General features: G+C 69.0%; 12 protein-coding genes and 1 tRNA gene. 8 read left to right on the top strand and 5 right to left on the bottom strand.

The features are described from left to right. Positions 1–29: 29 nt before the first annotated feature. Complete coding sequence (locus OG266_RS28240) at positions 30–1616, bottom strand: beta-N-acetylhexosaminidase (protein ID WP_371548972.1); 1587 nt, start codon at positions 1614–1616, stop codon at positions 30–32. Between the two features lie 62 nt (positions 1617–1678). On the opposite strand from OG266_RS28240, the gene OG266_RS28235 reads away from it, so the two are divergent. After that, positions 1679–2545, top strand: a complete 867-nt coding sequence (locus tag OG266_RS28235) for a DUF4429 domain-containing protein (RefSeq protein ID WP_371548971.1) — start codon at positions 1679–1681, stop codon at positions 2543–2545. A 67-nt stretch (positions 2546–2612) separates the two neighbouring features. Here the strand turns inward: OG266_RS28235 and OG266_RS28230 are convergent, their stop codons facing one another. Next, complete coding sequence (locus OG266_RS28230; RefSeq protein ID WP_371552992.1) at positions 2613–4175, bottom strand: purple acid phosphatase family protein; 1563 nt, start codon at positions 4173–4175, stop codon at positions 2613–2615. Between the two features lie 164 nt (positions 4176–4339). Between OG266_RS28230 and OG266_RS28225 the strand changes: the two genes are divergently transcribed. Beyond that, a complete protein-coding gene (locus tag OG266_RS28225; RefSeq protein WP_266461726.1) occupies positions 4340–4597 on the top strand; it encodes a hypothetical protein in 258 nt (85 codons plus the stop codon). A gap of 27 nt (positions 4598–4624) precedes the next feature. Beyond that, the gene (glmS, locus tag OG266_RS28220) at positions 4625–6442 is read left to right on the top strand and encodes a glutamine--fructose-6-phosphate transaminase (isomerizing) (protein WP_266461722.1); all 1818 of its coding nucleotides are present in this window, start codon (positions 4625–4627) and stop codon (positions 6440–6442) included. 198 nt (positions 6443–6640) lie between these two features. On the opposite strand, the gene OG266_RS28215 is transcribed toward glmS, so the two are convergent. Both OG266_RS28215 and OG266_RS28210 read right to left on the bottom strand, forming a co-directional pair. Continuing rightward, the gene (locus tag OG266_RS28215; RefSeq protein ID WP_371548970.1) at positions 6641–7210 is read right to left on the bottom strand and encodes a GPR1/FUN34/YaaH family transporter; all 570 of its coding nucleotides are present in this window, start codon (positions 7208–7210) and stop codon (positions 6641–6643) included. A gap of 208 nt (positions 7211–7418) precedes the next feature. Then, entirely contained in the window at positions 7419–7946 is a 528-nt protein-coding gene (locus OG266_RS28210; RefSeq protein ID WP_266461716.1) for a universal stress protein, read from the bottom strand. A gap of 324 nt (positions 7947–8270) precedes the next feature. Between OG266_RS28210 and OG266_RS28205 the strand changes: the two genes are divergently transcribed. The 4 genes from OG266_RS28205 to OG266_RS28190 all read left to right on the top strand — a co-directional run bounded on the left by OG266_RS28205 (position 8271) and on the right by OG266_RS28190 (position 11261). After that, a complete protein-coding gene (locus OG266_RS28205; protein WP_371548969.1) occupies positions 8271–8726 on the top strand; it encodes a hypothetical protein in 456 nt (151 codons plus the stop codon). 377 nt (positions 8727–9103) lie between these two features. Then, complete coding sequence (locus OG266_RS28200) at positions 9104–10345, top strand: helix-turn-helix domain-containing protein (RefSeq protein WP_266461709.1); 1242 nt, start codon at positions 9104–9106, stop codon at positions 10343–10345. A gap of 123 nt (positions 10346–10468) precedes the next feature. After that, entirely contained in the window at positions 10469–11071 is a 603-nt protein-coding gene (gene orn / locus OG266_RS28195; RefSeq protein WP_266461705.1) for an oligoribonuclease, read from the top strand. A 117-nt stretch (positions 11072–11188) separates the two neighbouring features. Further along, positions 11189–11261 (top strand) — tRNA-His (locus tag OG266_RS28190). 87 nt (positions 11262–11348) lie between these two features. Here the strand turns inward: OG266_RS28190 and OG266_RS28185 are convergent. Continuing rightward, the gene (locus OG266_RS28185; RefSeq protein ID WP_266461460.1) at positions 11349–11852 is read right to left on the bottom strand and encodes an FxLYD domain-containing protein; all 504 of its coding nucleotides are present in this window, start codon (positions 11850–11852) and stop codon (positions 11349–11351) included. A gap of 232 nt (positions 11853–12084) precedes the next feature. On the opposite strand from OG266_RS28185, the gene OG266_RS28180 reads away from it, so the two are divergent. Continuing rightward, the gene (locus tag OG266_RS28180) at positions 12085–13068 is read left to right on the top strand and encodes an alpha/beta hydrolase (protein ID WP_371548968.1); all 984 of its coding nucleotides are present in this window, start codon (positions 12085–12087) and stop codon (positions 13066–13068) included. The last annotated feature ends 2 nt before the right edge of the window (positions 13069–13070 follow it).

The raw sequence follows: 13070 nt of genomic DNA, 5'->3' as shown, positions 1-13070 counted from the left end.
CCTCCTGAGCCCCACCTCTGTATCCGTAACTACGCAGTTGGCCAGGGAATTTGGGGCGACTTGTAGTAGCCGATCCCCAGCGCGTCCCACCGCGGCCCCTGTGCCGCGAGCCGCACCTTGTACGCGTCCCAGTCGTGCGTGGACGCGGGCGACCAGCCGAGCTCGGCCACCCCGGGCAGCCGCGGGAACACCATGTAGTCGATGTTCGCCGAGGTCACGATCGTCTCGGTCCACAGCGGCGCCTCGACGCCCTTGATCGCCGAACCAGGGGCTCCGGGAAGGTAGTTGCCCGGATCCCAGTCGTAGGACCGCTGCACCTCCACAAGGCCCGCCCAGTCCTGCCCCAGCGGGGTGTCCGCGGTGTACTTCATGTCCAGGTAGACCCGGTCGGCGGGCGACAGCACGAGACCCGTCCCGTTCTGCGCGGCCTTCGCCACCTGCTCCTTCTCCGCCGCGCTGGTGTCGTCGAGCCCCCAGTACTGGGCCAGTGCGCCCTTCGCGGGAGTCGCCCCGGTCAGCTGGTGCCAACCAACCACTGTCTTGCCGTACTTGGCGACGACCGGCTGCACCCGGTCCATGAAGGCCACATAGTCGGCGTGCGTCGTGGAGTGGGCCTCGTCCCCGCCGATGTGCAGGTACTTGCCCGGGGTGATCGCGGCCAGCTCGCGGATCACGTCGTCCACGAAGTCGTACGTGATGTCCTTCGACACGCACAGCGAGCTGAAGCCGACATCCGTGCCGGTGTACAGCGGCGGCGCGACTCCGTCGCAGTTCAGCTCCGCGTACGAGGCGAGCGCGGCGTTGGTGTGCCCCGGCATGTCGATCTCGGGGACGACCTCCAGATAGCGCGAGGCCGCGTACTGGACGATGTCCTTGTACTGGGCCTTCGTGTAGTAACCGCCCTGTCCGCCGCCGACCTGTGTCGAGCCGCCGTACGTGGTGAGCCGCGGCCAGGAGTCGATCGCGATGCGCCAGCCCTGGTCGTCGCTGAGGTGCAGGTGCAGCTTGTTGACCTTGTAGAGCGCCAACTCGTCGATGTAGCGCTTGACTTGATCGACGGTGAAGAAGTGCCGGGAGACGTCGAGCATCGCGCCCCGGTAGCCGTAGCGCGGGCTGTCCTCGATGGTGCCGCCCGCGACGAGCCAGGGGCCGGGCTGCACGGAGTCCTTCTCGACCGAGGCCGGGAGCAGCTGGCGCAGGGTCTGCACGCCGTGGAAGAGTCCGGCCGGCTTGGCGGCGGTGATGGTGATGCCGGACCTGCCGCTGTCCAGGCGGTAGCCCTCGGCGCCCAAGTCCTTCGCGCCGATACGGAGTTGGATGCCACCGCCGTGCGAGGACGTGACCGGCAGACGGTAGCCCGTGGAGGGCCGCAGGACGTCCGCGAGGTACTCGCCGACCTTGCGGGCCTCGCGCGAGCCGTCGACACGGATGCGGGTGTCGCCGGTGATCCGGTACGCGGATCCGCCCGCTTCGACCGAGGCGGGCGCCGGAATCACCTGGCCGAGCGGCGTGACAGCCCGGTCGGCCGCGGGGGGTGCCGCGCCGACGACGGAGATGGAGGCGGCCGCCACGAGCAGCAGCGTGCTGAGCAGACGGGGCGTTCTGTGCTGTCTCACATGCGCTCCCTTCGAATGGGTATAGACCACTCTCCCGTACAGCCGGTGAAACAATCCCCCTCATGGCGGAAATCATCCAGAAGGACGGCACCTGGATCTTCGACGGTGACGCCCTGCGCCTGACACCCGGGCGCGACAAGAACGTCAGCCTGCTCCGCAAGACCTTGGGTGAACTGACCGTCCCGCTCGGCGCGTTGGCGGGGATCTCCTTCGAACAGGGCAGGAAGAGCGGGCGGCTGAGGCTCAGACTGCGCGACGGCGCCGACCCGCTGCTCCAGGCGACCGGCGGCAAGCTCGCGGAGCCGAACGACCCCTACCAGCTCACCGTCGAGTCCGACCGCTACGGCGTCGCCGAGTACCTCGTGGACGAGGTCCGCAACGCGCTGCTCCTGGACGAGGTGCCGTCAGGACCCGTCGACGGGTATCTGCTGCCGGGCCCCGCCCTGCCGCTCTCCGTCTCCGCCGGGGACGGCACCGCGAGCTTCGACGGCGAACACGTACGGCTGGAGTGGAACTGGAAGACCGAGGACGCGAAGGCTGCCGCCGGGGTTCGTTCACTGGCCCTGGGAGACATCACCAGCGTCGAGTGGCATCCGTCGGCCGGCCTGGAGAACGGGTGCCTGCGGTTCACGGTGCGCGGTGCGGGGACGAAGGCTCCGCCCAAGTACGACCCCAACTCCGTTGAGCTGTGGGGGTTCAAGAAGGATCCGCTGATGGCGCTGGTGGCGGCGGCGGTGCAGGTGCGGTTGCCTCACCCTACGGCTGCGGTTTCTTCCCCGGAGCCGGTGAAGGAGCCGGCCCCCGTCGCCGAGGCCGACCATGACGCCCTGTTGCGCAGGCTGCGGGAGCTCGGGGAGCTGCACAAGTCCGGTGTCCTGACGGACGATGAGTTCGCTCTCGCGAAACAGGCGGTCCTCAAGAGGATGTGAGGACCGCCTGCCGTCTGCGGGCCGTGTGTGGCTGGTCGCGCAGTTCCCCGCACCCCTGAAGGGGCGCTCAGCGAACCCGGCGTGCCACCGTGAACGCGTCTACCTCTTCGCCCGTCTCCGCGATGCCCCGTACCTTCAGCGTGGCCAGGTGGCCCTTCGCTGCCGGCTTCACATCCACGCGCAGGAATGAGTAGTTGAGGTAGCGCACGCGGGACCACGCGACCGTCTCGGCCTCGTGGACGTTGCCCTTCTGGACTACGAAGGAGGCCACGGACTCGTTGTCCTTGACGTGGCCCTCGTAGGACTCGTCGGCGCTGAACGCGTACAGGCTGCGGCCGGCCGCGCCCGCCGTGACGTACACGATGCCGTCGGTCTCCGGGTAGGCGGTGGCACCGATCGGCAGTTCCTTGGCGACCTTGTTGCCCTTGATGACGTCGGTGCGCTCGTAGACGTGGTTGTGGCCGTTGATCACCAGGTCGACGGTGTACTTCTCGAAGAGCGGCACCCACTCCTGGCGTACGCCGCCCTCGGAGGCGTGCGCGGTCGAGGTGCAGTAGGCGCAGTGGTGGAAGAAGACCACGATGAAGTCGATGCCGTGGGCGGCCCGGTACTTCTTGAGCTGGGCCTCCAGCCACTTGGTCTGGGTGCCGCCGGAGATACCGAGGTTGGCCGGGATCTCCCAGGAGATGTCGTTGGCGTCCAGCGAGATGATCGCCGTGTTGCCGTGCGTGAAGGAGTACACCCCGGGGAGGTTCTTCTTGTCGGGCCCGTTCGCCGGCAGTTGCCAGCGGGCCTCCTCGCCGCCGTAGCCGTTGGGCGAGTACCAGGCCTCCATGTCGTGGTTGCCGTACGCCACCATCCACGGCACCTGCTTGGCGACCGTCTCGGTCTGCGCGAGGAACTGGTCCCAGGTGCGCGAGTCGAAGCCGGTGTCGGCGGTCTGGCCCGCGCCGGTCGGGTCGGCGTAGCAGATGTCGCCCGCGTGCAGGTGGAAGGCCGGGTTCTGGCCGAGGATCAGGGCGTCGTTGGCGAGGCCGTGGTAGCTGACGCCCTGGTCGCCGAAGGCCGTGAAGGTGAACGGCTCGGACTTGGCGGGCGCGGTGGTGAAGGTGCCGAGGGTGCCCGCGAGGTGTGCGGACGCCGGGTCGAAGCCGTCGTGGCCGACGCCGTAGTAGTACGTCTGGCCGGGGCGCAGGTGGGTGAGCTGCGCGTGCACGTAGTACTGCGTGTGGTCGGCGCTCGCGCCGACACCGGCCGGGGTGTAGAGGCTGCGTACCTCGGCCCCGATCTTGCGGGAGAGGTCCCAGGGGTGGGCGCCGATGCGGATGTACGGCTTGCTGACGGCGGCCGGGACCTGCCAGGAGACCGTCATCTCGGTCTTCGGGTCGGTGCCGTAGGCGAGGTGGCGGCCGAAGGGGGCGACGAGCGCGCCGTCGACCTTCTCGGTGCTGGTCTTCTGGGTCGGAACGGCGGCCTGTGCGACCGCGCCCGGCACGAAGGCGCCGCCCGCGACGGCGCCCAGGGTCACGGCGCCGCCTCTGATCATCGTGCGCCGCGAGAACTTGGTGCGGAGGTATTCGTGCTGCTCGGCCATGCTCATGCGTCCGGCGAGCTTCTCCGGTACGCCCATGCGAGGAGTGTCCATGGCTGAAAAAGGTGCTCCTGGCATCCATCGATACGCAGGACACAGCATGAACAGGCCCCGAACAGGGTCCCATAAGAGTTTCAACAGCCTCTTGCCCGATATCGGGCAGGATTCTTGCGATTGCCAGCGCTTTACCTCAGGATCAACGGGTGCACGACGAACTTGTTGATCATCTGACGCGCTCCTCGCCCCTCAACCGGGGCGAGGCGCTGCGTGTGGTCCAGGACGTGCTCGCCTACTTCGACGAGACGACCGAGGAGTACGTCCGTCGCCGCCACCGCGAGCTCCAGGCACAGGGCCTGGTGAACGCGTCGATCTTCGAACGGATCGAGGCGGACCTGAAATACCGCGCGGTCGCGCCGCCGGAGCTCACGCTCAGGCAGCTGCGCCGCATCGTCTACGGCTAGATCATCTACGGCTAGGAAACGTCATTTATGTGCGGAATCGTCGGATACATCGGCAGGCGTGACGTCGCCCCCCTCCTCCTTGAGGGCCTGCAGCGACTGGAGTACCGGGGCTACGACTCGGCGGGCATCGTCGTGACGACCCCCAAGTCCTCCGGCCTGAAGATGGTCAAGGCCAAGGGCCGGGTCCGCGACCTGGAGGCCAAGGTCCCCAAGCGCTTCGCCGGCACCACCGGTATCGCCCACACCCGCTGGGCCACCCACGGCGCCCCCTCCGACGTGAACGCCCACCCGCACATGTCGGCCGACGGCAAGGTCGCCGTCGTCCACAACGGCATCATCGACAACGCCTCCGACCTGCGGAAGAAGCTCGAAGCCGACGGCGTCGAGTTCCTCTCCGAGACCGACACCGAGGTCCTCACCCACCTCATCGCCCGCTCCCAGCAGGAGAAGCTGGAGGACAAGGTCCGCGACGCGCTGCGCGTGATCGAGGGCACCTACGGCATCGCGGTCCTGCACGCCGACTTCCCCGAGCGCATCGTGGTGGCCCGCAACGGCTCCCCGGTCGTCCTCGGCATCGGCGAGAAGGAGATGTTCGTCGCCTCGGACATCGCCGCCCTGGTCACCCACACGCGCCAGATAGTGACCCTGGACGACGGCGAAATGGCCACCCTCAAGGCCGACGACTTCCGTACGTACACCACCGAGGGCACCCGTACGACGTCCGAGCCCACCACCGTCGAGTGGGAGGCCGCCTCGTACGACATGGGCGGCCACGACACGTACATGCACAAGGAGATCCACGAGCAGGCCGACGCCGTGGACCGCGTGCTGCGCGGCCGCATCGACGACCGCTTCTCCACCGTGCACCTCGGCGGCCTGAACCTGGACGCCCGCGAGGCCCGCCAGATCCGCCGCGTGAAGATCCTCGGCTGCGGCACGTCGTACCACGCGGGCATGATCGGCGCCCAGATGATCGAGGAGCTGGCCCGCATCCCCGCGGACGCCGAGCCGGCCTCCGAGTTCCGCTACCGCAACGCCGTGGTCGACCCCGACACGCTGTACGTCGCGGTCTCCCAGTCCGGTGAGACGTACGACGTCCTCGCAGCCGTCCAGGAGCTGAAGCGCAAGGGCGCGCGGGTCCTCGGCGTGGTCAACGTGGTGGGCAGCGCCATCGCCCGCGAGGCCGACGGCGGCATGTACGTGCACGCGGGCCCCGAGGTCTGCGTCGTCTCCACCAAGTGCTTCACCAACACCACGGTCGCCTTCGCGCTGCTCGCGCTGCACCTGGGCCGCACCCGCGACCTGTCGGTGCGCGACGGCAAGCGGATCATCGAGGGCCTGCGCAAGCTGCCCGGCCAGATCTCCGAGATCCTGGAGCGGGAGGACGAGATCAAGAAGCTGGCCGCCGAGTACGCCCAGGCCCACTCGATGCTCTTCATCGGCCGGGTGCGCGGCTACCCGGTGGCCCGTGAGGCCTCGCTGAAGCTCAAGGAGATCACGTACATCCACGCCGAGGCCTACCCGGCCTCCGAGCTGAAGCACGGCCCGCTGGCGCTGATCGAGCCCTCCCTGCCGACGGTCGCGATCGTCCCCGACGACGACCTCTTCGAGAAGAACCGTGCCGCCCTGGAGGAGATCAAGGCCCGCAGCGGCAAGATCCTCGCGGTGGCGCACCGGGAACTGGAGAAGGCCGACCAGACGATCGTCGTCCCGAAGAACGAGGACGAGCTCGACCCGATCCTCATGGGCATCCCCCTCCAACTCCTCGCCTACCACGCGGCATTGGTACTGGGCCGCGACATCGACAAGCCGAGGAACCTCGCCAAGTCGGTAACGGTGGAGTAGAAAACCCCGGTGCACGGGAGCGCCCCGTCAGGGGCGCGGGGCTGTGACAACATGCGGCTCCGCCGCGGGGCGCGAGCAACCCCCACGACCCGCAGCCGAAGAACACACGAAGAACGGGTCCCTGCGCGTGCCACCAGCACGCAGGGACCCGTTCTTTTCAGGAGCCGGGGCCGCCCAGTTCCCCGGCCCGCGCCAGCTTCAGCCGGTGGCCGTCACCCCCCGGCCGGCGGCGCGCCTGGGAAGAGCAGTGGGCCAGTGAGCCAACGCAGCCGTAGCCGAGTACCAGGCAAGCGCACCCGCGGCCGCGGCGAACCAGCCCCCGACCTTGGCAAGCCCCTCGGAGTCACCGAACTGCCCGATGGCGAGCAGCAGCATCGCCACGAAGAGCAACCCGTATGCCCCGCGGGTGAGTTGCGAGGCGCCGGACGCCCCGAGCGTCAGGCTGAGCGCGACAAGGGCGAACAGCAGCAGGAAGAGCCCCGCCGCGTTCGCGGAGAGGGTCGCGTCGGCCGAGACACCCCAGGTGAACCAGAGCGCGCCGAGCGCGGAGAACGCCGTACCGGTGAAGGCGTCACGGTCGCGGAAGGCGAACAGCCCGGCGACGAAGAGCGCGATGCCACCGACGTACGTGGCGAGGGAGACGGAGTCGGCTGCCGTCACGCCGTCGATGACCTCGGTGTGACCGAGACCGAAGGCCAGCAGGGTGAGTCCTAGCGCGAGTTGGCCGAGGATCGAGGTGGTGCTTCCCGCGGAGACGTCATTGTCCACGGCGGGCTCCCTTCGTGCATGTGCGGTTGTGCGGTGACCGATATATGCCCTTCACAAGCGCACAAACACATCTACGCACGAGTAGATGTGAGCGGCTTTCTACCCGGCGTCAAAAGGGAGTTGACCGCGCCGAAGGCTCATCTCACCTGGGACAACAAGGAGTTGCGGAACGGCAACGACAGGGTTCGCCCGGCACTCGGGGAATCACTCAGGGAATGACGACAACAGGACGCTGCGCGCGCTTGGCGAGCCGGCCCGCGACCGAGCCGAAGATGCGCCCGACGATGCCGTGCGTGGATCCGACGACGATCGCGTCCGCCTCGTACTCCCGCCCCACCTCTTCGAGTTCGTGGCAGATGTCGCCGCCGCGCTCGACGAGGATCCACGGGACCTCGGCCAGATACTCGGCACAGGCGAGCTCGAGTCCGAGCACCTCGGTGCGATGGTCCGGCACGTCGACGAAGACCGGGGGCTCGCAGCCCGCCCACACGGTGGTGGGCAGCCGGTTGGCGACATGGACGATGATCAGGCCGGAGCCGGAGCGGTGGGCCATGCCGATCGCGTAGGCGAGGGCACGCTCGCTGGACGTCGAGCCGTCGAAACCGACGACTACGCCGTGCTTGAAGGCGGGATCGCAGGACTGGCGGAGTTCCTCCGCCGCCAGGGGCTCGGCCGCCGTGGGATCGGCGAGCGGGCGCTGGCGGTCCGCGGGATCGAAGTATTCGTGACCGGCCATGGGTATCTCGGCGTTTGGATCCTCGTGGTGGGACGACGTCAACGTGCGGCAGAGCTGTGTCCGGGAATCATCTTCCCAACCCCATACCCCCAAGGGTACGGCGCCACTCCTCCTCTGCCCAGATCCCGCGTGCGCTACGCGGCGTTCATCGGAGCATGCATGAGGAGGCGCCCGTAACGCAATGGTTGCTGCCCCGTACAGGCGGTTTGCACAGGGTTCACCCAGGCATGCCGCACAGTGACCTGCCGGTCGAGCACGCGTTGAACTGTTCAGCCGCCGCCAGGGGGAGCAATGGAGTACTAGGTACGTACGAGGGAGCACACCGTGCCCGGACCCGAGACCGTGTCCCGCCCCGCCCCCCGGGCACACACCGCGGCACCCCCCGTCCCGGACACGGCGAGCGATGTGGTGCGCTGGGCGGCCTTCAGCTGCGTGCTGGTCCCCGTGGTCCTCGTCTGGTACGGCACCTCACTCGCCGGCGCGGCCGGTACGGCCCTTGGCCTGGCGGCCGTGACCGCGGCCTGCCGGGTGCTGCTGAGGCAGTCCGAGCGGGGTGCGGCGCAGTTGCTCGCCGAGGAGCGCGCTCCGGCCCGCGGACGGCACGGCGCGAGCGGAGCGCAAGGGGTGCCGGCGTCGCGCGGGGTGCCGGGCCCGTACGGGGGCTCGTACGGGGTACCGGCCTCACGCGAAGCGGAATGCGCGAGCGGCCCGCACGGCAGGAATGGCGTGGGGGCGCGCAGAGGCGGTCGGCACGGCGGAGGAAACAAGCCGGTCGACTGACCGGTTTACGCGCACGCGCCCGCTTCTTTTCAGCCAACTTCTGCGTATGGCGCATTCCTTGGTCGAACGACCCCCCAACCCCCGTTCGACCTGCGCTGAAAGGGCCGCAGAGGGCGCGCGCACCCTACGTGGATTGGCCACTGCCACGAGGCGCACTTCCCTGTAAGGCCCGTGAGTGCAACGCTTCGTGATCGAATGCTTCACGCCAAGTTGCCATGTCGACATTCCACCGAGTGCCGAACTGGTCACCTTGGCGCCATGGGACACAGTAGATTCGATCTTGACGTCTTACGGCGGGGGACTCGTGCAGGACCGAGGGGAAACGTGCAGGAGCGACACAACCGAGGAGCCGCGACCACCGAGGGGGGCTTAGCAGTATGAGCCACGACTCCACTGCCGCGCCGGAAGCCGCGGCCCGGAAACTTTCCGGGCGACGCCGCAAGGAGATCGTCGCGGTGCTGCTGTTCAGCGGCGGCCCCATCTTCGAGAGTTCCATACCGCTGTCGGTGTTCGGGATTGACCGCCAGGACGCCGGCGTACCGCGATATCGCCTCTTGGTGAGCGCGGGCGAGGAAGGCCCGCTGCGGACCACAGGGGGCCTGGAACTCACCGCGCCACATGGCCTGGAAGCGATCTCGCGGGCAGGCACGGTGGTCGTGCCCGCCTGGCGGTCGATCACCTCGCCGCCGCCGGAGGAGGCGCTCGACGCACTGCGCCGGGCGCACGAGGAAGGCGCCCGCATAGTCGGGCTGTGCACCGGCGCCTTCGTGCTGGCCGCGGCGGGTCTGCTGGACGGCCGTCCAGCGACCACCCACTGGATGTACGCGCCGACGCTGGCGAAGCGCTACCCGTCCGTCCATGTCGACCCACGAGAACTCTTCGTGGACGACGGAGACGTACTGACTTCGGCGGGTACGGCGGCCGGAATCGATCTGTGCCTCCACATCGTGCGGACGGACCACGGCAACGAGGCGGCCGGCGCGCTGGCCCGTCGTCTGGTGGTCCCGCCGCGCCGCAGCGGCGGTCAGGAGCGCTATCTCGACAGGTCTTTACCTGAGGAGATCGGCGCCGACCCCCTCGCGGAGGTCGTCGCCTGGGCGCTGGAGCATCTCCACGAGCAGTTCGACGTGGAGACGCTGGCGGCTCGCGCGTACATGAGCCGGCGGACCTTCGACCGCCGTTTCCGGTCGCTCACCGGGAGCGCTCCCCTGCAGTGGCTGATCACGCAGCGGGTGCTCCAGGCGCAGCGTCTTCTGGAGACGTCGGACTACTCGGTCGACGAGGTCGCGGGCCGCTGCGGCTTCCGTTCGCCGGTCGCGCTCCGGGGTCATTTCCGGCGCCAGCTCGGCTCGTCGCCGGCCGCGTACCGGGCCGCGTACCGGGCCCGTCGTCCGCAGTCCGCCGACCGGCCGTCCTCGGACTCGGACGGCGCCGCGGGTCCGGCGGGACCGCCACCGGCCATCCACCAGGAGAACCCGGTTCCGCCGCAGACCCGGCGTACGGCGGCCGCGGGCATCGTCGGGCAGTCCACGTCGATGTCGACGGACCCGGGCAGGGCGGGCGCTGAGCTGTACGCGGCGGGACGGCCGAGCCTGCCGGGGCAACGCAGCGCCCCGTAGTCCCCGCAGGTCGCGTCATTCGCACCAATCCCGCCGTTCTCACCGGGCGGGGGCCCTCGGGTCCCCGCCCGGTGGCACGCACGGGCGGTTCACCTGGGCGTAGTGGGCCGTAGGGTGAGGCACATGAACGATCGCATGGTGTGGATCGACTGCGAGATGACCGGTCTCTCGCTGTCGGATGACGCGCTCATCGAGGTGGCCGCGCTGGTCACCGACTCTGAGCTGAACGTACTCGGTGACGGAGTGGACATCGTGATCCGCCCGCCGGACGCGGCGCTGGAGACGATGCCGGACGTGGTGCGCACGATGCACACGAAATCCGGCCTCCTCTCCGAGCTGGCCGAGGGTACGACCCTGGCGGACGCCGAGGCGCAGGTCCTCGCCTACGTACGCGAGCACGTCAAGGAGCCGGGCAAGGCCCCGCTGTGCGGAAACTCGGTGGGCACGGACCGGGGTTTCCTCCTCCGTGACATGTCGACCCTGGAGGAGTACCTCCACTACCGCATCGTGGACGTCTCCTCCATCAAGGAGCTGGCCCGCCGCTGGTACCCCCGGGCGTACTTCAACAGCCCGGACAAGAACGGCAACCACCGCGCCCTGGCCGACATCCGCGAGTCCATCGCCGAGCTCCGCTACTACCGCGAGGCGATCTTCGTCCCGCAGCCGGGACCCGACTCGGAGACCGCCCGCACCATCGCCGCGAAGCACGTCCTGCCCACCGAATAGCACCGGACACGCCTTTGACGGGGCCCTGCTGGGCCCCCGAAAAAGCGGTGCGCGAGCACCCCTTCGGACCCTGTACACTTTTTCTCGGCCGGTCGGAGAAACTCAAGACCGGACATGGTGGGTGTAGCTCAGCTGGTAGAGCACCTGGTTGTGGTCCAGGATGCCGCGGGTTCAAGTCCCGTCACTCACCCTGAATGATCAAGGCTCGACCCGCGAAAGCGGGTCGGGCCTTGATTCGTTTCCCGACGACGGTCCATGACGATCTACGACCTATGGCTTATGAAGCCCACCGCGTCACCTCGGTCACCTTGCACTCGATCTTCACCGAGATCTCGTTCAGGCCCTGCGCGGTCTCCTCCGCCTTCTGCCCCGGCGCCAAGTTGCTCGTCCCTGCGGACGCCTCGCCCAGCCGCTTCCCCGAGTTGTCCACGAACTCGACGTCGATGAAATAGGTCGACTCCTTCGAGCTGCGGTTCGTGATCAGCAGTTCGGCGGCCGGCCAGGATGTCGTGGAGTCCACCTCGCACTTCGTGATCTTCACGTCTCCCTCAGGGCCGGACGTCTCCTTGGGGCTCGCCTTCGCCGTCGACTCCTCGACCACCGCGCCGCTGTCCTTCGACGAGTCGTCCCCGCTGCCGAACACGAGGCCGATCACGCCGAGGACCACGAACAGCAGGAAGACACCGAGGCAGCCGAAGCCGACGATCTTCCCGGTGTTCCTCTTCGGCGGCTGTGGGGGCGGCGGAGCACCCCATCCCGACCCTGGAGATCCGTACGGCATGAGGCCCCCAGGTCTGCTGGATGAGGGGTCAACGGTCACTGTCCAGCCTGCGCCGGGGTGTCCGACGGCGCACCTCCGGGGCGGTCGCCCCCGGCGCTGTTGCCGAACCGGCAACAGGCTTCGCGTCGGTCGTGTCGGGCGCCGCAGGATCGGCGGTGTGCCGTTGTCCGGTGTGTTGCGCCGGTGCGGCCGTTGGCAGCAGGTAGACGCGGAGTGACCCGGGAGGAACCCCATGCCGCAGACCCACGCAGCAGAGCGCACGCACCGTCTGGTGTCTTCGCCCGCCGGACGGATCCACCTGGTGGAGGAGGGCACCGGCCCGCTGGTCCTGCTCGTGCACGGATTCCCCGAGTCCTGGTACTCGTGGCGCCACCAGCTGCCGGTGCTGGCCGCGGCCGGCTACCGGGTGGCCGCCATCGATGTCCGCGGCTACGGGCGCTCCTCCAGGCCCGAGGCGGTGAGCGCGTACCGGATGCTCGACCTGGTGGAGGACAACGTCGCCGTGGTGCGGGCGCTGGGCGAGGAGACCGCCGTGCTCGTCGGGCACGACTGGGGTGCGACGATCGCCGCCGTCTCGGGCCTGGTCCGGCCCGATGTGTTCCGCGCGGTCGGGCTGCTGAGCGTGCCCTACGCCCCGCCCGGCGGCCCCAAGCCCAGCGAGGTCTTCGCGCGGATGGGCGGGGACGAGGAGTTCTACGTCTCCTACTTCCAGGAGCCCGGACGGGCGGAGCGGGAGATCGAGCCCGACGTCCGGGGCTGGCTGGCCGGTTTCTACGCCGCCCTGTCCGCCGACACCATGCCCGCGCCCGGCGCTCCCGACCCGCACTTCCTGAGCCCCGGCGGGACGCTGCGCGAACGGTTCCCCGCCGGACGGCTCCCGGGCTGGCTCGGCGAGCGCGAACTCGATGTCTACGCCGGGGAGTTCGAGCGGACCGGGATGAGCGGGGCACTGGGCCGCTACCGGAACATGGACCGCGACTGGGAGGATCTGGCCGCCTTCGAGGGTGCCCCCGTCACTCAGCCCTCGCTGTTCATCGGCGGCGGCCTGGACGCCTCCACCACCTGGATGGCCGACGCCATCAAGGCGTTCCCCGTCACCCTGCCCGGCCTGACCGCCTCGCACATCCTCGACGCCTGCGGCCACTGGGTCCAACAGGAACGCCCTGAGGAGACCAACCGGCTGCTGACCACCTGGCTCGCGTCCCTGCCGGCCTGACC

It is taken from the genome of Streptomyces sp. NBC_00554, assembly GCF_041431135.1.
In the GTDB taxonomy this organism is placed as follows: domain Bacteria; phylum Actinomycetota; class Actinomycetes; order Streptomycetales; family Streptomycetaceae; genus Streptomyces.
This window is presented reverse-complemented; position numbering and strand designations above follow the sequence as displayed.